Consider the following 18727-nt stretch of genomic DNA (forward strand, 5'->3'; position numbering starts at 1 on the left):
GGCTACACTATGAGCTAGCTCGCACTGTGACAGTGAGCTAGCTTACACTCCACTCGCCACCTTCGCTGCGCTGCGCCAGGGTGTTTTCGAGAGTACACGCAGCAGTAATAGAGCAAGGACCAATATCCAGAAGCAGAAGGCCAGGTCTTGTTCGAGCACTGAGCTATCAACCATGCCCTGAACAAGGGCTGCCACCATAGCGCCGCCAACGCTGAGCGTCCCCCAGACTAACCAGGGATCAGCCTCGCTCTGGCGGTAGAGGCCGGCCAGAATGCGAAAGAGGAGCCAGAAGAAGAGCGTCAGCAGAGCCAGAAAGGCCACCAGACCGACAATTCCTATGCTCACCCAGATTTGCAGAAAAATATTATGCGGATGGGAGAGATCCGGCTCATAACGTAAGCCAGTCGGCTGGTGAGTCTGTGGATCTGTGGTGATCCAGTAGTGGTAGAGATTGGTAGTGTGACAGACGTTATTAAGACTATAGTGACATAGCCAGTTATCGAGGCCATAACCGGTAATCGGGCTATCTTGGATCATATGGAGAGCGCTCTCCCACAGATAGATACGCTTGGTAAGCGTACCCACCCCCTGAGCGTTCGCATGGCGCTCCAGTAAATAGCTACTAATATTGTTATGGAAGCACAAGAAGCCAAGCCCTATCAGCAGGACAAGCCCCAGGCCGCAGATCAGCAAGAGCTGGCGATCGGCGATCGCGCAGGCGACCAGAAAGGCTAGAGCACCAAAGCAGGCCGCCCAGGCGCCGCCGGAGCGCGTCAGATAGAGCACAAAGGCGAGCGGCAGGCAGAGCGCCAGCGCCAGCAGGCGACAGCGCCAGGAGGCCAGGAAGCCGCTAGAGGCTGTGCGCGGCATGAGGATCAGGGCTAGCCCTACCGGCAGCGTGTAGTCAAAGAGGAGTCCCACGCTATTAGCGCTGCCATAGACGGTACTGATGCGTGGCAGGGCGCTGAGAGCGACGCCGTGCGAGAGCAGCTCTAGAGATTGGCCGATCCCAAGAAGAGCAATCAGCAGGCCCGTGGCGAAAAGCGCGAGCAGCAGCCTCACAAGGTCCTGGCGCGTGCGCAGGCAGTAGAGCGCCAGCAGCACATAGACCAGAGGATCGAAGACCTCTTCACGGAAAGCCCGAAGAGCCAGCGTGCGGTTATAGGCAACAACAATAGAAAAGGCCGAAGCCCCCAGGAAAACGATGATCGGCCACAGCAAAGGTCCCAGGCGCGCCCGCAGCTCGGACCATGACAGCCAATATGGCCAGCGCCGTCGTTGCAGCACCGCCTGCAGGAGAACAACAGCGACACAGCTCCAGAGACTGATCTCAGCAGCACTAAAGCTATAATGGCTCACAACTGTCTTCTGTAGCAAATAAAAAGGCAAGCTGAGCGGAAGCAGCGCAATCGCCGTGGCTGGGCGGTACCAGCAAAGGATCATAAAGATCAATAGAAAAGGCAAGGTCCAGAGAGGCGGAAGATGAAAGAACGGCCCCGATCCCAGATGGGTATTGCCAGCGGAGTAGTAGAGGGCCAGCGAGAGGATCAGGCCGGCTTCCAGCAAGCGATCAAGCCAGAAAGGCGAAGGCGCGCGGCGGCTGGGGGAGTCAAAAGTGGCAGAGCTTGAACCAGGGGTCCCAGGTTCAGCGAGGTAGGCCCGCTGCGGCTCGATCTCCGGCGCGTTGGAAGGAACGACTTTTTCGCTCATGTTTAGATAAACCTTCTCGATAGTGCGGGTGTAGCTTGCTCCCCATAGCTATAGATCGAAAGAAAGGGCAAATTCGTCGCACCTTGAGCAACTGATCAGGGACACAAGAGGCAAGAGAGCAAAGAGGTCCTGCTCCCGCTCGTCGGCCCGGCCCGGCCCGAACCCGAGAGGGAAGAGCAGGAGCGGCCCTTTCCGACGCTCTCAATTGTAGCATATGCTTGCTGGAAAGCAGCCGCCCAGGCCCAGAATAGCCGACTTGGGTAAGCGCGGCTGAGGTTGGCAACTCTCCTGCTCGCCTTTTGCCAGAAAGACGGCGAAGAGTTGCCAGCCGAACCAAGGCCAGGCCAAGAATGGCAGCCGCTCCACTGACCAGCACGAGAAGGCTGCTTCGGCGGCCAGCGCGTGCCAGGACCAGCGGCGTTACTCCTCGCCGTCTGATAGGCGCAGAGGGTGCCGGGCTGGGGAGCCTCAATGCGAGGTCCCCTCAGTCACGGCCTCTGAGGGCAGAACCGGCGACGACTCCGTAGGTCGCAGCGGAACAGGCTTGCGCGTTAAACGCCAGAAGAGGGCGCCAAAGACCAGGAGGAAGACAACATAGACACAAGCCTGCAGCTGAGTCGGTGCATCGCTATAGCCAAGCAGGCTGTGGAGGAGGCTGCCGACCGTGCTCTCTTCGCTCAGCCAGCCACTGCTATCCCATAGGACAGCCGTGCCGAACGGCAGCCAGTGCAGCTCTTCCTGCATGGTTTGCACGGCGTTACCAAGCAGGCCGGCGGCAAAAAAGAGCAAGAGAAGCCCCATGACACGGAAAAAGAGGCGATAGTCAAGCCGGTAGCCCAGACGATAGATCAGGAAGCAGAGGGCCAGGGCGAGGGCCAGACCAAGCAAGGCCCCCAGCATCAGAAGCGGGGCTTCGTGAGTTTGTAAAGCAAATGCCAGTGTAAAGAAAGCCGTCTCCAACCCCTCACGCGCGACCGAGGTGAAGGCCAACAGTCCCAAGGCCAGACCCGAGCTGGCCATACTGGCCTTGGTCATCATCTCGCGCTTCAAGGTGCGGCTATGGTGCTGCATCCAAAAGGTCATCGAAGTCAGCAGCACCACCGCCACCAGATAGGTCACGCTCTCAAAAGCGGCCTCGAACCAGGTCCCATCGTAGATACGAACTGTGACATATAAGGCCAGTGCCGCGAGAAAGGAGCAGAGGACAGCCAGCGCAACGCCGATCCAAACCGCGCGCACCTGGCGCAACAGGTGTAACTGACGTAGAGCCGCCAGCAGAATACTAACAATCAGGCTGGCTTCCAGCCCTTCACGGAGATAGAGAATGGTCGTCGCGAGCATAGAACAGTCTTTCCTGGCTCCACTTTCCACTGAATAGCGCCGCGGGCTGCGGATTCCCTTCCTTCCTTCTCAGGCTTTACCTGCCGAAATCCGAGCGCACTACTCAGATATAAGTCTATGTTGATGATAGCAGCCACTGCAAGCGACCGTCAAGGGACCGGCCTGCTCTCGGCTCTCTGCCCGCGCCCAGATTACAGCAGGGCTAGCTCCGGCACCTCGCCATTCTTTTTTTGCTTTGTCTTGCCTCACCCCACGCCCCAGCCCTGGGCAGGGCTGGGGACTATCTGTCTGCCAACAGATAGGACCTGGCTAGCGCGTGACCCAGATTTTGGGGGCAATGGACTTCATGATGGCCACCTCCCGCCCATCGACCAGGAGCACTACGCTCTCTTCGCTGTCGTCGGGATTGAGCTTGCGCCCCTGGGAAACAACTGTCAGGCGCGTGCCTGGTGTCAGCCCACGCTGATGCAGATAGAGGATCAGGGCCGACTCATCTTCGACTACCTCTGAAATGAGGAGGATCGTCGCCGTCTCTCCCGGCGCCAGAGTGGAGAGCCGCACAGCGCCGCAGTCGCTGAGATAGGTCCGGGCGTTGGGCACCAGACCGGGGATAGGATTGCCATGCGGGCAGGTGGTTGGCTCCTTGAGATTGAGAATGACATGCTCTTCAAACTTGCCCGAGATGACGTGCTCCAGGCGGCAGGCTTCTTCATGAACCTGGTGCCACTCCATGCCTAGTAGATCGACAAGGAAGCGCTCAGCAAGCCGATGACGCCGTAAGACCGATTCGGCAATCCGATAACCAGCTTCCGTTAAACGGACCTGCCGCTTGCTATCCATTTCCACATAACCATCGCGTACCAGACGCTTCAGCGTCTCCGTAACTGTGGGAGGGGCTACGCCAAATTTCTGGGCCAATCTGGCCCCAATAACCGTTTCCCCCTCCATGCTCATGTTATAAATTGTTTCAAGATACTCCTCAACAGTCTGACTCACTGACTCTGCGGTCTTCATGATCCTTCCGTTCCCTTTGCTGCTGGCCAGAACTCGTGCAAATGGCGATACTACCCCACGAGCAGTATAGCATATCAAGCAGGCAATGCCAAATCAACGCCAGCTTCCTTAAGGAGAGAGCAGGCCACGCCGGCTGTAGGTGGGACCCGGATCGTTTCCAGGTTCCGGGTCGTCAAGGGCCCTCAAGAGAGCAGGCCGACCGGGTTGGGCCGGAGGCTCCTCCTGGTCTTGTCCTCTACACAGGCTGATCTTTCTTTTCACGTGCTTATCATTGATGGGAATTGTGCGCTTATTGAGCCACGGCCTGATCAAGCCTTTGCTAGTCCGGCAGCCTGATCCTCCTCTCCTCGGCCAAGCAAGACGAGGCCAGTAGCCATCAGGGGGGAGCAAGAGGGCCAACAAGCCTTTCCAAAGGACACGATGGAACACTTCGCTACGTCCAGGAGGCTTGATCATCTTATACCTATCTTCTACCAGGATAGGAGCAGATGCAAGTCACAGCCCCTGATTGACGGCAACAGATGGCCTGAAAGTCCTGTTGCTATCCCAGGCGTTGGCGTTTTGGACAGCAGCCTGCTTCCTGTGATACGATGATAATGTGATTAGTCCCCGCTCGCTGCGCCGGCACGGTCATCAGGTGCAGCCGGGCGGCTTAGCATGTTTTTGCTATTCTTTGAGGAGACTTTTCCTAAAAAGGAGCGAATGAGCAGTAGCACAGTATTAACCAATACGATCTATCTGGTACGTCACGGAGAGAACCCGGCTAATCTGACCAAGGAATTTTCCTATCGTCTTGTCGACTACCCCCTGAATGCCAAGGGTCTGCTGCAAGCCAGGCAGACCGCTGATTTTTTTCGCGGCCAGTCCATTGATGCCATCTACGCCTCACCGCTGAGGCGAGCGCGCCAGACAGCCGAGATCATTGCTGAGGCGCTGGGCCTGCCTGTCACTCTGCTAGAAGAATTTCGCGAAATCAACGTTGGCGACCTTGAGCGCCGCCCTCCAACGGTCGAGAATTGGAAGCTTCACGACCAGATCATTGCCGATTGGTATAGTGGCCGCTATCTGACACGCTTCCCCGATGGGGAAAACTTCCTGGAGCTGCTGCAGCGCATCCGTCAGGGTCTGCGCAAGGTCATCGCCGGTCAGAGCGGACGCCGGATCATTATCGCTGGTCACGGCGGCATCTTCACGGTCCTGGTCAAGTCCCTCTGCTATAATGCGGATCGCGCCCCCACTCCCATCTATCACGGCGCGATGGACAACTGCGCGATCACGGAAATCGAGCTGCATGCCTTTGAAGAGGTGCTTGTCGGTAATCTGCGCCTGTGGGCCAGTACCGCCCATCTCTCAGGCCAAGCCGCCGAGCTGGTCCCCGGCCAGCTCCAGTACGCCGATAAGCCCACGGCGCCACCCGTCGCTGAAGGACTTTCCGCCGCTACTTGACAGAGCCTCCCCCGGTCATCTATACTCTTACCCAGGTAAGAAGAAGACAACAACGACAGACAATCAGCGACGAGCAGGAGAAGTATACGACTGCGCTGCGCGCCAGAGAGTCGGGACCGGTGGAAACCGATGCTGCAGCGGTCGTAGAATGGGCCTGTGAGCTGGAGCGCGAACCCCTTCGCTGCAGGATAGACGGCAAGGGCAGTAGCTGGCTCCCGGAGCGTCCCCCGTTATCGAGGACAGGGTATCAGAGCGTACCCGGCAATGAGGGATCTTGTCCGCTGTGGGTTATGTATGACCTTCCCTGCGCTGCAGGCTACCTGGCCGCGGCAGGGCGACATGTTTGCTCGTATGCTCTCCAGGCTCTTGGAGAGCCGCCCACTAGCTAGCGGGCCTAAGATCCGAAGAAGGGTGGCACCACGAAAGCTTCACGCTTCTCGTCCCTGTGGCGAGGAGCGTTTTTTTATTGATTTCGCTCCTGCCTCTGCCTTACTGCACACGCTCTGAGCCGCGCCACAGGCCTCTCTTGCCTCTGCTCTCTGCCGGGGAGAGAGGTAGGCAGCTTGTGTCAGTGTCAGTCGTTCGGTGCGGGCAGCAGGTCCCGCTGGAGGTCTTTCTTATGACGACGATCGGTCACGATCAACAGGTACAAACGAGTAGCAGCAGTGCGCCGCCGCTCAAGAAGCGCACGTTCTCCGGCATTCAGCCCAGCGGCGATATCCATCTGGGTAACTATCTGGGGGCGATTCGCAATTGGGTGCGCACACAGACAGAGTATGATAACATCTACTGCATTGTAGATCTCCACGCGATCACATTGCCCATTGATCCCCAGGAGCTGCACCAGAATATTCGTAAGCTGGCCGCCATTTATCTGGCCTGTGGCCTCGATACGCGCTATTGCAAGCTGTTCGTGCAGTCGCATGTACGCCAGCATGCCGAGGCGAGCTGGATTCTGGGCTGCTTCACCCCGATGGGGTGGCTCAATCGCATGACGCAGTTCAAGGTCAAGGCTGGCGAGAACCAGGAGACGGTGGGGGCGGGCATCTATATGTATCCGGTGCTGATGGCCTGCGATATCCTGCTCTATCAGACGCACCTGGTTCCCGTCGGCGAGGACCAGCGTCAGCATCTAGAGCTGACACGCGACCTGGCCCAGCGTTTCAATCACATCTACCAGCAAGAGGTATTTACGATCCCGGAGCCGCTGATTCGCGAGGTGGGGGCCCGCATTATGTCCCTCACTGATCCGACCCAGAAGATGAGCAAGACGCATCCTAATCCTAACTCGCGCATCAATTTGCTAGATGACCCAAAGACGATCAAGCAGAAGATCGCGCGGGCAACCACGGATTCGCTGCGCCTGATCCGTTTCGATCCTGAGCGGCCCGGTATCAATAACCTGCTGACGATTTACCAGGCCCTGACGGAGCAGTCGCGCGAGGAGATCGAGGCGGAGTTTGAGGGTAAGGGCTATGGCGAGCTGAAGGCGCGCTTGACGGAGGTGGTAGTAGCCACCTTGGAGCCGATCCAGCACCGCTACGCAGAGTACATGCGCGATCCGGCAGAGCTAGAGGCGATCTTGCGAGCGGGGGCCGACGCAGTGCGTCCGATCGCGGAGGCCACTTTGCAGCGCATGAAGGATGTGATCGGTCTCGGCTAAGCGCTAGCCTGGGCGCTCAGGCTCAGCTCAGACCAGACGCGCTGCTCAGGCGCGCCGAGGAAGAAGGAGAAGAAGAGGCTGACTATGTTTTCGCCATCTCTGGATGAAGTGCGTTCCTTGCGTCAGGAGCTAGAGGCCGAGGGGCAGGCGGCCAACGGCCGGATTCCGCTGGTTCCACTCTACCGCGATGTGCTGGCCGATACAGAGACGCCGGTCTCCGCTTACTGCAAGGCGGCCCGTGGCCCCTACACCTTCCTGCTGGAGAGCGTGGAGGGCGGCGAGCGTATGGCCCGCTACTCGTTTATCGGCATCGATCCATATCTGGTACTGATTCAGGGCGAGCAGGAGGCGACGCTGCGCTATTTGTCCTATGAGGCGGATGGGAGGCAGAGCTGCCGCTCAGTGGTCCGCCTGCCCTCCTATGATCCACTCCGCTTGATCGAGCAGGAGCTAGGGCGCTATCGCTTAGTGCGGCCACGTCAAGGCGGCGATGACGCCTTACCACGCTTCTATGGCGGCGCCGTGGGCTATCTGGCCTATGAGGTGGCCTCCCGCTTCGAACGGCTGCCGGTTCCCGAGGCCGATGAGCTGGGCCTGCCTCTGGCCATCTTTAGCTTTACGGAAACGGTGCTTGCCTTCGATCATCTGAAGCATCGCTTACGCGTCATCACCCATCTCCATTTAGATGCAGCCGATCTGGAGGCGGAATATGCGCGCTGCCAGCAGACGATCGAGCGGGTTGCCGCTCGCTTGCAGGAGGAGCTGCGCCTCCCCCCCGAGCCTGAGCCGGTCTATGAGGGCCTCCCAACGGTGACCTCTAGCTTTACGCGCGAGCAGTATGAGGGCATGGTGCGCCGCGCTAAGGAGTATATTGCGGCGGGCGATATTTTTCAGGTGGTGCCTTCCCAGCGCCTGCGTCGCCCGGTCAATGCGGCCCCCTTTACGGTCTATCGGGCCCTGCGGACGATCAATCCGTCTCCATATATGTTCTATCTGGATCTGGCGGACTTCGTGGTCCTCGGCGCCTCGCCGGAGCTGCTGGTACGCGTCGAGGAAGGCGAAGTAACGATCCATCCGATCGCCGGGACGCGCCCCCGCGGCAGCGATCCTGAACACGATCGCTTGCTGGAGGAGGAGCTGCGCCGCGATCCCAAGGAGCGCGCTGAGCATGTGATGTTGGTGGATCTGGGCCGCAACGATGTGGGCCGCGTGAGTGTGCCCGGTAGCGTCTCTGTTAGCCAGTTCATGGAGATCGAGCGCTATTCGCATGTGATGCACCTGGTCTCGAATGTGGTCGGACGGCTGCGCCCAGAGCTGACGCCTTTCGATGCCTTGCGCGCCGGTTTTCCAGCAGGGACGGTGACCGGGGCGCCCAAGATTCGGGCTATGGAGATTATCAGCGAGCTGGAGGGCATGCGCCGCGGCGTCTATGCTGGCGCCGTTGGCTACTTTAGCCATTCGGGCAACCTGGATACGGCGATCGCTTTGCGAACTATGGTCATGAAGAACGGACATGCGTATATCCAGGCAGGCGGTGGCGTGGTAGCGGATTCTGATCCCGCCGCCGAGTATCAGGAGAGCATGAATAAGGCCCGCGCGCTGCTGCGCGCCGTGGAGGTAGCTGAGGAGATGGCACGGGCCCAGCGCCCGCGCTATGCCCGCACGTAAGTTAAGTGAGGGGGCGCCGCTACCGTGCCTGCGCTGTCCACTTGTTCAGCGGCTAAGGAGGTCGCCACCGGCTAGCAGAAAGGGAGGCGCAAGCGATGATTTTGCTCATCGATAACTACGATAGTTTTACCTACAATCTTTATCAGTACCTTTCGGAATTGGGAGCTGAGGTACTGGTACGGCGCAACGATCAGATTACGCTCGATGAGATCGCAGCTTTGCAGCCGGAGCGTATTGTGATTTCACCCGGTCCTTGTACTCCCAATGAGGCCGGCCTATCGTGCGAGATCATCGCGACGTTTGGGCCACGCCTGCCGATTCTGGGTGTTTGTCTGGGCCATCAAGCCATTGGCCAGGTATATGGAGGGCGCGTGATCCGTGCGCCAGAGCCGGTGCATGGCAAGACAAGTCTGATTTATCATCGTGGTTTGGGCTGTCTGCGCAATCTTCCTAACCCCTTTGAAGCTAACCGCTACCATAGCCTCATTGTTGAGCGCGCCTCTCTCCCGGCTGAGCTGGAGATTACCGCCGAGACGGCGGATGGCCTGATTATGGGCCTGCGCCACCGTCGCTATCCTGTCGAAGGGGTACAGTTTCATCCCGAGTCTATCATGACGCCCGTCGGCAAGGATTTGCTGCGCAATTTTCTGAATTGCTGAGCTTAGGTAAGCCAGCGAGGCTGTCCAGCGACTAGGACGGCATGGGGCAGAGCGGCAGACGGCCGCTAAGTCTGTGCTCAGACACATGGGCGACCAGCGTATGAATGACCGGCTGGTCGGCTGGTCGGCTGGCTGGCAGGCAGATTAGCATAGAAAGAGCGAGGTGCTCCCGATGATTCGCGAAGCTATTGCGCACGTTGTTGCTGGCGCTACGCTCAGCGAAGAGGAGGCGGCGGCAGTGATGGAGGAGATTATGTCGGGCGTGGCGACTCCCTCTCAGATGGGGGCTTTCCTGACGGCGCTGCGCATGCGTCCCGGCGGCGAGGCTCCCCAGGAGATTGCCGGCCTGGCGCGCGTGATGCGTGAGAAGGCGCTGCGTGTTCACCTGCGCGAGGAGGTAGCAGCGCGCGCGCTGGATACCTGCGGCACAGGTGGCGATGGGGCGGGTACCTTCAATTTTTCGACGGCAGCGGGGATTTTAGCGGCTGCCGCCGGTGCTCATGTGGCCAAGCATGGGAATCGCTCGGCAACGAGCCGCTGCGGTAGCGCTGATGTTCTGGAGGCGCTGGGCGTGCGCATCGATCTGGGACCGGAGGCCGTGGCGCGCAGCGTCCAGGAAACAGGTTTCGGCTTTATGTTCGCCCAAACTTATCATCCGGCGATGAAGCATGTTGGTCCGACTCGCCGCGAGATCGGTATTCGCACGGTTTTCAACATTCTGGGTCCGCTGACAAATCCTGCCGGGACGCGCTACCAGGTGCTGGGCGTGGCCGATGGCTCGCTACTGCGCAAGATGGGTGAGGTCTTGCTTTTGCTCGGCTGCCGGCATGCGCTGATTATCCACGGTGAGGATGGGGTTGACGAGTGCTCGCTGAGCGCGCCGACGCGCGTCTGCGAAGTGCGCGAAGGGGAGGGATTGCGCGAGTATGTGATTACCCCGGAGGATGCCGGGCTGACGCGCTGTAGTGATCGCCGTCTCTTCCAGGGCGGCGACCCGCAGCAGAATGCTGAGACGCTGCGCCGCCTGCTCAGTGGCGAGATTGATGGTCCCCTGGCTGACATGCTCTATTTGAATACGGCGGCGGCCCTGTTGGCCAATGAGTGCGTCTCTTCGCTGCCAGAGGGGGTCAGGCTGGCCCGCAGCACGGTGCGCGAGGGCCGGGCCCGACGCAAGCTGGAGGAGGTTGTGGCCTTCTCGCAGTCACTGGCCGCCAGCAGTGGCGCGTAAGGCCAGGCCGGGCGCGTTAACAAGCAAGAGCCAGGGAGCATAGAGACCCAGAGCTGAGGTGAGCCATGTTTCTTGAACAGATTTTGGCGCGTACCCGCCGCGATCTTGAGGAGCGCCAGCGCTTGCTCCCGCTGGAAAGGCTCCGCGAGCGCGCGGCTGCTCAGCCGCCGGCTCGTGATTTCGCCGCCGCTCTGCAGTCTACAGCGGGTGAGCGGGGGCTGCGCTTGATCGCAGAAATTAAGCGCGCGTCCCCTTCGAAGGGACCTCTCGCGCCTGATCTTGACCCGGTGGCGCTGGCTCGCACCTATGAGGCTGCCGGGGCAGCAGCTATCTCGGTCTTGACGGAGCCACATTTCTTTCTGGGTGCTCCTGAGCACCTGACGGCAGTCAAGGAGGCGGTAGGCCTGCCTGTGCTGCGTAAGGATTTTATCTTTGATGAGTATCAGGTCTATGAGGCTCGCGCCTGGGGAGCCGACGCCCTGCTGCTGATCTGCGCCGCGTTGACCGCTCAGCAGCTCCAGCGGCTGCTAGCGCTTACGCACGACTTGGGGATGGAGGCCTTGGTAGAGGTCCATAGTGCGGCAGAGGCGCAGATGGCTGTGACTGCAGGGGCGCGCGTGATTGGGGTCAACAGCCGCGATCTGGTGACTTTTAGCATGAATCCGTTCTTGATCCGCGAGCTGCGCCGGCTGATTCCTGCCGATCGCATTCTGGTGGCCGAAAGCGGGATTCATAGCGAGGCCGACGCTCGCCGGCTGCGGCGCTATGATGTGCAGGCGATGCTGGTGGGCGAGTCGCTGGTGAGGGCCGGGGATGTTCAAGGACAGATCAGTCGTTTGTTGCGGGGAGCCAATCACGGTATCCAGGTGAAGATCTGCGGCCTGCGAAGCGCAGAGGCGCTGCGCACGGCGCTAGAGAGCGGGGCCGATCTGCTGGGCCTGATGTTCTACCCGCAGAGTAAGCGCTACCTGGAACCGTCGCAGGTCAGGCGCGTGCTGACCGAGGCCGGCTATCTGGCTTTGGCCGAGCAGGGCCAGGCCGTGCCTGATCTGGTAGGGGTCTTTGTGAATGAGGAGAGTGGCCGTATCAATGAATTAGCAGACGAGCTAGACCTGCATTTTGTACAGTTGCATGGAGAAGAGCCGCCAGAGTTGTGCGCAAGCCTGCGACGTCCAGTGCTGAAGGCGGTGCCGGTGCACGGTCCCGAGGCCCAGGAGGAGGCGCGCCGCTATGCGGCGGTCGCCTGGCGGGTGCTGCTCGATACGCCGACGGCAGGCTACGGCGGCAGCGGTCGCTCTCACGATTGGAGTGTGGCGCGTACGATTGCCGCTGAGCTACCGATCGTGCTGGCCGGTGGTTTGACGCCGGCCAATGTCGCAGAGGCCATCGCCACGGTGCGACCCTGGGGAGTTGATGTGAGCAGCGGCGTTGAGAGCAACGGGCAAAAAGATGCGCATAAGATGCGCGCCTTTGTTGAGGCCGTGCGCCAGAGCAGCGAACAGCTTCCCGCCGTACAGGCTGTCGGCTCATGAGGGCGCTGCCCTGTTCTCACCCAGGCCTGCCTGTCTGCCGACCACAATTATCTCCTTGATTTATCAGATGAGGCAAGATTGCGATGCAGCAACACCTAGAACAACAAGAGCGGCAGCCGGTGCCGACTGAAATCTATCAGCATGGCACCTATCCCGACGTTCGCGGTCGCTTTGGACCCTATGGAGGCAAATTTGTGCCGGAGAGCCTGATGCCTCCTTTGGCGGAGCTAGAGGCGGCCTATCGCGAGGCGCGCCGCGACCCGGCCTTCGAGGCGGAGCTACAGGAGCTGCTGCGCTCGTACGTGGGGCGTCCAACGCCGCTCTACTATGTACCGCGCTTCTCGCAATTGGTGGCGCCGGGGGTACGCGTCTATCTGAAGCGCGAGGATTTGGCCCACACGGGAGCGCACAAGATCAATAACGCTTTGGGTCAGGGCCTGTTAGCCAAGCGTATGGGTAAGCGGCGCATCATTGCGGAGACGGGCGCGGGCCAGCATGGGGTAGCCACGGCCACGGTCTGCGCCATGCTGGGGCTGGAATGCATCATCTACATGGGCGCCGAGGACATCGAGCGCCAGTCACTCAACGTCTTCCGTATGCGCCTGTTGGGCGCCGAGGTGCGCTCGGTCGATAGCGGTAGCCGTACCCTCAAGGACGCCATTAATGAAGCCATCCGCGATTGGGTGACCAACGTCGAGACGACCTTTTATCTGATCGGTTCGGTCGTTGGACCTCACCCGTATCCGCTGATCGTGCGTGATTTCCAGTCGATTATTGGACGGGAGGCGCGGGAGCAGATTCTGCAGTTGGAGGGACGTCTGCCCGACCTGGTGCTTGCCTGCGTGGGCGGCGGGAGCAATGCGATGGGCATCTTCTATCCTTTTGCCGATGCCTCAGAGGTGCGTCTGCTTGGGGTCGAGGCAGGTGGGAAGGGGATCGCCTCGGGCCAGCATGCCGCTACACTGGTAGCGGGTCGCCCGGGCGTGCTCCACGGCGCCTTTAGCTATCTGCTGCAGAACGAGGATGGTCAGGTGTTGGGAACGCATAGCATTTCCGCCGGCCTCGACTATCCCGGTGTTGGCCCTGAGCATAGCTATATGAAAGATACCGGGCGAGCCAGCTACGTGGCAGCCGATGACACCCTGGCCTTGCGCGGTCTGCAGGCCCTGAGCCAGAGCGAGGGGATCATTCCCGCCCTGGAGCCGGCCCACGCTCTCGGCTACCTCTTGGAGATGGGGGCCCGGGGCGAACTGGCCCCGGGCAGCTTGATCATTGTCAATCTCTCGGGGCGTGGCGATAAAGATATGTTGACGGTGGCCCGAGAGTTGCAGGTCAAGATTTCATAAAATCAGTCAGGCAGAGTAAGACCATGCAGCGATATCAGCAATCTGAGACCAGTGAGCGTCGTCAGGCGGTGCCGGCCCAACGCATTGGACACGCTTTTGCCCAGGCCAGCCGCGAGGGGCGCTGCGTACTGATCCCTTATCTGATGTGCGGCTTCCCTTCGGCGGCGCAGAGCCTGGCGGCGGTGGAGGCGGCGATCGAGGGCGGGGCCGATTTGATCGAGCTGGGCCTACCTTTCAGCGATCCGCTGGCCGATGGGGCGACCATCCAGCACGCCAGCCATCAGGCCCTGGAGCGCGGTACGACTGTGGCAACTTGCCTGAACCTCGCCAGCCAGGTAGCCGCCCGCAGCGCTGTTCCTCTGATTCTCATGGGCTATTACAATCCAGTCCTGGCCTACGGGGTAGAGCGCTTCTGTCGGGAGGCCGCCGCGGCAGGTGTCTGCGGGCTGATCATCCCTGATTTGCCGCCCGAGGAGGCCGGGCCTCTGTTGGAGGCCGCTCACGGGCAGGGGTTGGCCTTGATTTTCCTCGTGCCGCCAACAACCCCTGACGATCGCCTTGCCTTTATTGCGGGCGTTGCGGCGGAGGAGCCGCGCGGCTTCCTCTACTGTGTCTCGCTCAGCGGCGTGACCGGGGCGCGCGATCACCTACCGCCACATCTGGAGAGCTTTATTGCCCGTGTACGGCGCCAGACGACCCCTTATCATCTACCGTTGGCGGTCGGCTTTGGGATTTCACGCCCTGAGCATGTGGCGGAGATCGCTCGTTATGCCGACGGGGCCGTCGTCGGGAGTGCCCTGGTCAAGCTTCTGGAGCAGCATGCCAGCGATGAGCAGGCCCAGAGGGTGGCAGTCCGGGACTATATTCGCAGTCTGCGCGAACGGACTGTTCGCCAGTCCTGATTGACGACCGTCTGTGACCGCCGGGCGCGGCGGAGCGCTTCACAGTGCTTGCGGCACCCTTTACAATAGAAGGCGTGCCTGCTCGCCCCTCAGCGCCGAGCGCGAGAGCCGCAGCAGGTCGCCGCCATTCTTGCACGAAAGGGTGATGGGCGTGTACTGTCGAGGCATCCGGGGCGCGACGACGGTTGAACGCAATGATCGTCAGGAGATTCTGGCCGCTACCGCCGAGCTGCTCCAGTTGATGGTAGAGCTGAATCAGATTCGGAGTGAGGATATCGCCAGCGCCATTTTCAGCGTGACCGATGATCTGGATGCCGCCTATCCGGCCCAGGCTGCACGAGAACTTGGCTGGACCGAGGTAGCACTGTTGTGCGTGCGAGAGATCCCTGTGCCGGGCAGCTTGCGTAAGTGCATTCGTATCCTGCTGCATGTCAATACCGAACGCAGTCCTGCTGAGCTGCGCCATGTCTATCTGCGCGGCGCGGTGCAGCTACGCCCAGAGTTCGGTTTCACGTCCTCGTGAGCAGGCACAAGATAAGAGAGCAGGCGGTCCCAGAACCTGGTTGCCTTCTTCCTGTTGGCGGTCGCCAGGCCTCTGGCATGGGAGCCAGAAGGCAGACAGACAGGCAGCCTACCGGTAAAGCAGTCCAGGTGTCTCAGGCGCGTGCTGGTTTGTCCTCCTCATCTCTGCCTTGCTCGCTTTCCTCACTGGCTTCGATCATAACGACGATGGCGTCGCAATGGAGGAAGGAGATTCGTTGTGCACCGTGTGGCCAGGGCAGTCCCTCTGGTGAGCTGTCTTCTCAGCTCTCATTCTCAATCAAGCAGCCGCCAGCCGACAAAGTAGCTCGGAGGACAGGCTGAGCTGACTGGGCCGGGCGGAGCACGGCCAGGGATTTAGCAGCGCTTCGCTGGCTGTTGCCAGGTGATCTGTACGATCACTCTGCCTGATAGCGGCACAAAGCCTGGATTCTTCAGTCTGCCAAATGATAAAGGAGCCACGAGCCATGATCGTTGTGATGAAGCCTAACTGTAGCGAAGCCTCTATTGAGCGTATTTTACGTTTTCTGGAGCAGGAGGGTTTGAGCGGCCATCTTTCGCGCGGCGTTGAGCGCACGGTGATCGGTGTGATCGGTTCGGTCAATACTCAGAACCCCCCTGGCAAGGGCGTGATTACTCCAGCTCTAGGCGAGGCGCTGGAGGCTTTTCCTGAAGTGGAGGGCGTCTTTCGAGTCTCAAAGCCTTATAAGTTGGCGAGCCGCGAATTTCATCCCGATGATACCATCGTTGAGGTACCGGTGGCCTGTGTGGCTGCGGGCAAGGTGCGCATCGGCGGCCCCGAGGTCGTGATGATGGCTGGCCCCTGCACTGTAGAGAACGAGAAGCAGCTCATGACCACCGCTGAGGCGGTGCGCAAGGCGGGTGCGGTCATCTTACGCGGCGGGGCCTTCAAGCCTTCGACCTCCCCTTACGGCTTCCGTGGCCTGGGTGAGGAGGGCCTTAAGCTGCTGGCCAAGGCCTCGCGCGAGTTCGGCATGGCCGTGGTGACCGAGGTCATGACGCCGACCGATGTGCCTTTGGTTTGCGAGTACGCTGATATTCTGCAGATCGGCACGCGCAATATGCAAAACTATATGCTGCTCGATGAGGTGGGGCGCGCCAAGAAGCCGGTCCTTCTCAAGCGCGGCATGGCGGCGACCATTGAGGAATGGCTCCTGGCGGCGGAATATATTCTTTCCCAGGGCAATCGCGAAGTTATTCTCTGCGAGCGGGGTATTCGCACGTTCGAGAAAAGCACGCGCAATACACTGGATCTGAGCGCTGTTCCACTTGTGAAGCAACTTTCGCATTTGCCGATTGTCATTGATCCCAGCCAGGGAACAGGCCGGCGCGACCTGGTAACGCCGATGACGTTGGCCGCCGTGGCCGCTGGCAGTGATGGCCTCCTTATCGAGGTTCATCCCAATCCCGAGGTTGCGCTCAAGGATGGCGCTCAGTCGCTCACCACTGAGCAGTTTGCCGAGCTGATGCCACGCGCCCAGGCGGTGGCCCAGGCAATCGGGCGCTCCTTTGTGATGGCCTGAGCGCCTCCGACCGTTTTGTCGCTCTGCATCTCAGGCTGTTCACCAAGGTTGGTGCGTGTTGGCATGTGAGGGCAGGCCCGCCGTTGTCCATCCAGTCCATGCGGCCAATGGGAACAGGGATTACGAGGCATGTGCCGGCTTTCTGGGGTTGTCGGCGCATGCCTCGCGTTTTCTTCAGGTATCAAGGACAGGGAGCAGGCAACAAAGGGCGCCGATGCTCAGACAAAGGCTGGCTCGCCCATGCTGGAGAGGCAGGAGCTGCCTGGTTGCACCTGGGGATTGTCCAGGAACTCGGCCATGATCAGGTTAGCGCAGGGGCTGGTGAGAAAAACACCGTGGCCAGTACCTGGGAAGACGAACAGGTAGCTATGGCTCAGGGTTTTCTGGGCCTGGCGAGCGTTACTGGTCGGCGTGATCGGATCGTACTCGCCGGAGAGGATCAGGGTCGGCAGGCTGCTGGTGACCGGCTGTTTCTGCTCTGGGGGCACCGCTGGAACGTTCCAGAGCTGGCAGACCTGATAGTCGACTTCCAGGCCGTCCTGCATGCCGGGCCGCAGCTCAGGCCGCAGCACTGAGACGGATTTATTCAGCTCCTGGAGTGAGGTGTAGCGCATATCTTCGCCGCACTCAACTGAGTAGTACATGCCATAGCTGATGTCTTGGGCCAGCATCAGTTCACCGTAGGTCTCGGAGATCAAGGTGTACTGCCCACGATCGATCTCGCTGATGGCGCGCGGTAGATCGGGAATAAAGCTGGTGACGTAGAGCGAGGTAAAGACCCACTGGGCGAAGCCATCGCCCGTCAGCAGAATCGGACCATACTGGAGATCATTGAAGGTCACCGGGTGAGCATTGAGACGATTGACGAGACGATAAAAAGTGGTCTGCAGGTTAGGATAGGTCTCGCTGCAGAAAGCATCGGCCTGGCAACCTTTGAAGAGCGTGTCAAAGGCGTGCTGCATGGAGGCTGAGAGGGAAGTGAAGAGATTGCTCTGCGTGGGAACGGTTGAATCGAGAATGACGCTGCGCAGGTCTTGCGGGAAGAGCCGCATGACGGTGAGGGCCAGTCGCGTGCCGTAAGAGACGCCGTAGAGATCAACCTGACGATAGCCGAGGGCGTGAATGAGGTCATGCACGTCCTGGGCGTCCGCAATGGTGGTGTAGGCACTCAGGTGGATGCCTTCGGCGGTGAGCCGATCATGGCAGGAGCGCAAGGCTCGCAGGTAACCGGCATCATTGGCCTGGCGACTGAGATTCTGGTCCTTGGTAGACTGGTTGAAACGGTCAACTTCAGGGCAATAGAGCGAGGGTGAGGAGTAGCCCGTACCGCGCTGGTCAAAAAGGATAAAGGTGCGGCCCAGTGTCACCGCCTGGCGGTTAGCCTGATTAATGTAGGGGCCTAGCTCACTGAGCGTGGCACCCCCAGGGCCGCCGGACAGATAGAGAAAAGGTGTGGTCTCAGCCGCCTGAGCTGTAGCGGCTTTGAAGACGGCCACAGCCAGGCGGATGGTGTTGCCCTGTGGCTGGCTGCGGTCTTCAGGTACTGTGAGCGTGCCACAGATGAGGTCGCGCCCCTGGATGATCCCACTGCCTGGCTGAAAGGGGCAGGGGCCTTGGCGGAAACTGTCTGCTGTGGCTGGCTGCGTCCCTGCTCCTGCGGTGGCGGCCCTCCTGGGCCCGCTGGTCGGCTGGGCGCTGATTGTCTTGTTTTCTCCCCGAGCGGCCAGCACGAGATAGGTCGCTATTCCGCCGGCAAAGAGCACTAGAGCGATGAGCAGGATAGCCAGGATGAAGCGCCAGGGACTGGGTGGCCCCGACGGCCCAGGTCTCGGGGGAGGAACGGGCGCGCTTTCTACGCCTGGTCCCGCTGGAGAGGATGGCCAGCCGGGCGGAGACGCCGGTCCTTCTACAGGCAGCTTTGCCCGGCTGTTCGCATGCGAGCCTGCAGGAGGTGGAAACGATCTGGAACCGCTTGCTTCCTCCGATCGAGAGAGAGGATAAATGATATCGTTACGCTCCTGGTAGCGGAGGCCGGGCGGAGCATATTCATAGTAGGGAGCTTCTGGCACGTTCGGCAACCCTCCCGGCGCTCCGGTGGCTTCTTTGTCAAATGGCGATGTGTGCTCTGCCATCG

General features: G+C 60.3%; 14 protein-coding genes. 10 read left to right on the forward strand and 4 right to left on the reverse strand.

The window, feature by feature from the left end; genetic code table 11:
* Nucleotides 1–42: 42 nt before the first annotated feature.
* The 3 genes from AC6H1L_RS04015 to AC6H1L_RS04025 form a co-directional block, all read right to left on the reverse strand.
* Nucleotides 43–1710: an O-antigen ligase family protein gene (locus tag AC6H1L_RS04015; RefSeq protein WP_497600257.1), complete on the reverse strand. Its 1668-nt coding sequence runs from the start codon at nt 1708–1710 to the stop codon at nt 43–45.
* A 468-nt stretch (nt 1711–2178) separates the two neighbouring features.
* The gene (locus AC6H1L_RS04020) at nt 2179–3051 is read right to left on the reverse strand and encodes an FTR1 family iron permease (RefSeq protein WP_497600258.1); all 873 of its coding nucleotides are present in this window, start codon (nt 3049–3051) and stop codon (nt 2179–2181) included.
* A 309-nt stretch (nt 3052–3360) separates the two neighbouring features.
* The gene (locus AC6H1L_RS04025; protein ID WP_497600259.1) at nt 3361–4065 is read right to left on the reverse strand and encodes a metal-dependent transcriptional regulator; all 705 of its coding nucleotides are present in this window, start codon (nt 4063–4065) and stop codon (nt 3361–3363) included.
* Nucleotides 4066–4767: 702 nt separating this feature from the next.
* Here AC6H1L_RS04025 and AC6H1L_RS04030 point away from each other — a divergent pair.
* The 10 genes from AC6H1L_RS04030 to aroF all read left to right on the forward strand — a co-directional run bounded on the left by AC6H1L_RS04030 (nt 4768) and on the right by aroF (nt 16593).
* Nucleotides 4768–5511 (forward strand): histidine phosphatase family protein, encoded by a 744-nt coding sequence (locus tag AC6H1L_RS04030; RefSeq protein WP_497600260.1) that lies wholly within the window; start codon nt 4768–4770, stop codon nt 5509–5511.
* A 619-nt stretch (nt 5512–6130) separates the two neighbouring features.
* Complete coding sequence (gene trpS / locus AC6H1L_RS04035; protein ID WP_497601506.1) at nt 6131–7174, forward strand: tryptophan--tRNA ligase; 1044 nt, start codon at nt 6131–6133, stop codon at nt 7172–7174.
* Between the two features lie 84 nt (nt 7175–7258).
* A complete protein-coding gene (gene trpE / locus AC6H1L_RS04040; RefSeq protein WP_497600261.1) occupies nt 7259–8842 on the forward strand; it encodes an anthranilate synthase component I in 1584 nt (527 codons plus the stop codon).
* Nucleotides 8843–8937: 95 nt separating this feature from the next.
* Nucleotides 8938–9501 carry an anthranilate synthase component II gene (locus AC6H1L_RS04045; protein ID WP_497600262.1) on the forward strand — a complete coding sequence of 188 codons (564 nt, stop codon included), beginning with the start codon at nt 8938–8940 and terminating at the stop codon, nt 9499–9501.
* A gap of 172 nt (nt 9502–9673) precedes the next feature.
* Nucleotides 9674–10729, forward strand: a complete 1056-nt coding sequence (trpD, locus tag AC6H1L_RS04050) for an anthranilate phosphoribosyltransferase (protein ID WP_497600263.1) — start codon at nt 9674–9676, stop codon at nt 10727–10729.
* A 65-nt stretch (nt 10730–10794) separates the two neighbouring features.
* The gene (gene trpC / locus AC6H1L_RS04055; RefSeq protein ID WP_497600264.1) at nt 10795–12261 is read left to right on the forward strand and encodes an indole-3-glycerol phosphate synthase TrpC; all 1467 of its coding nucleotides are present in this window, start codon (nt 10795–10797) and stop codon (nt 12259–12261) included.
* A gap of 83 nt (nt 12262–12344) precedes the next feature.
* Nucleotides 12345–13607: a tryptophan synthase subunit beta gene (trpB, locus tag AC6H1L_RS04060; protein ID WP_497600265.1), complete on the forward strand. Its 1263-nt coding sequence runs from the start codon at nt 12345–12347 to the stop codon at nt 13605–13607.
* Between the two features lie 23 nt (nt 13608–13630).
* Nucleotides 13631–14509 carry a tryptophan synthase subunit alpha gene (gene trpA / locus AC6H1L_RS04065; protein WP_497600266.1) on the forward strand — a complete coding sequence of 293 codons (879 nt, stop codon included), beginning with the start codon at nt 13631–13633 and terminating at the stop codon, nt 14507–14509.
* Between the two features lie 145 nt (nt 14510–14654).
* Nucleotides 14655–15032, forward strand: coding sequence for a chorismate mutase (gene aroH / locus AC6H1L_RS04070; RefSeq protein WP_497600267.1), 378 nt, complete (start codon nt 14655–14657; stop codon nt 15030–15032).
* 484 nt (nt 15033–15516) lie between these two features.
* Entirely contained in the window at nt 15517–16593 is a 1077-nt protein-coding gene (gene aroF, locus AC6H1L_RS04075; RefSeq protein WP_497600268.1) for a 3-deoxy-7-phosphoheptulonate synthase, read from the forward strand.
* A gap of 218 nt (nt 16594–16811) precedes the next feature.
* Here the strand turns inward: aroF and AC6H1L_RS04080 are convergent, their stop codons facing one another.
* Entirely contained in the window at nt 16812–18725 is a 1914-nt protein-coding gene (locus AC6H1L_RS04080) for an alpha/beta hydrolase (protein WP_497600269.1), read from the reverse strand.
* Nucleotides 18726–18727: the final 2 nt, after the last annotated feature.

The sequence above is a fragment of the Thermogemmatispora argillosa genome (assembly GCF_059696725.1).

Bases quoted from the DNA above. Each gene is read 5' to 3' on its own strand.
- AC6H1L_RS04015 (WP_497600257.1), bottom strand. From the start codon at position 1,710: ATGAGCGAAAAAGTCGTTCCTTCCAACGCGCCGGAGATCGAGCCGCAG.
- AC6H1L_RS04020 (WP_497600258.1), bottom strand. From the start codon at position 3,051: ATGCTCGCGACGACCATTCTCTATCTCCGTGAAGGGCTGGAAGCCAGC.
- AC6H1L_RS04025 (WP_497600259.1), bottom strand. From the start codon at position 4,065: ATGAAGACCGCAGAGTCAGTGAGTCAGACTGTTGAGGAGTATCTTGAA.
- AC6H1L_RS04030 (WP_497600260.1), top strand. From the start codon at position 4,768: ATGAGCAGTAGCACAGTATTAACCAATACGATCTATCTGGTACGTCAC.
- trpS (WP_497601506.1), top strand. From the start codon at position 6,131: ATGACGACGATCGGTCACGATCAACAGGTACAAACGAGTAGCAGCAGT.
- trpE (WP_497600261.1), top strand. From the start codon at position 7,259: ATGTTTTCGCCATCTCTGGATGAAGTGCGTTCCTTGCGTCAGGAGCTA.
- AC6H1L_RS04045 (WP_497600262.1), top strand. From the start codon at position 8,938: ATGATTTTGCTCATCGATAACTACGATAGTTTTACCTACAATCTTTAT.
- trpD (WP_497600263.1), top strand. From the start codon at position 9,674: ATGATTCGCGAAGCTATTGCGCACGTTGTTGCTGGCGCTACGCTCAGC.
- trpC (WP_497600264.1), top strand. From the start codon at position 10,795: ATGTTTCTTGAACAGATTTTGGCGCGTACCCGCCGCGATCTTGAGGAG.
- trpB (WP_497600265.1), top strand. From the start codon at position 12,345: ATGCAGCAACACCTAGAACAACAAGAGCGGCAGCCGGTGCCGACTGAA.
- trpA (WP_497600266.1), top strand. From the start codon at position 13,631: ATGCAGCGATATCAGCAATCTGAGACCAGTGAGCGTCGTCAGGCGGTG.
- aroH (WP_497600267.1), top strand. From the start codon at position 14,655: ATGGGCGTGTACTGTCGAGGCATCCGGGGCGCGACGACGGTTGAACGC.
- aroF (WP_497600268.1), top strand. From the start codon at position 15,517: ATGATCGTTGTGATGAAGCCTAACTGTAGCGAAGCCTCTATTGAGCGT.
- AC6H1L_RS04080 (WP_497600269.1), bottom strand. From the start codon at position 18,725: ATGGCAGAGCACACATCGCCATTTGACAAAGAAGCCACCGGAGCGCCG.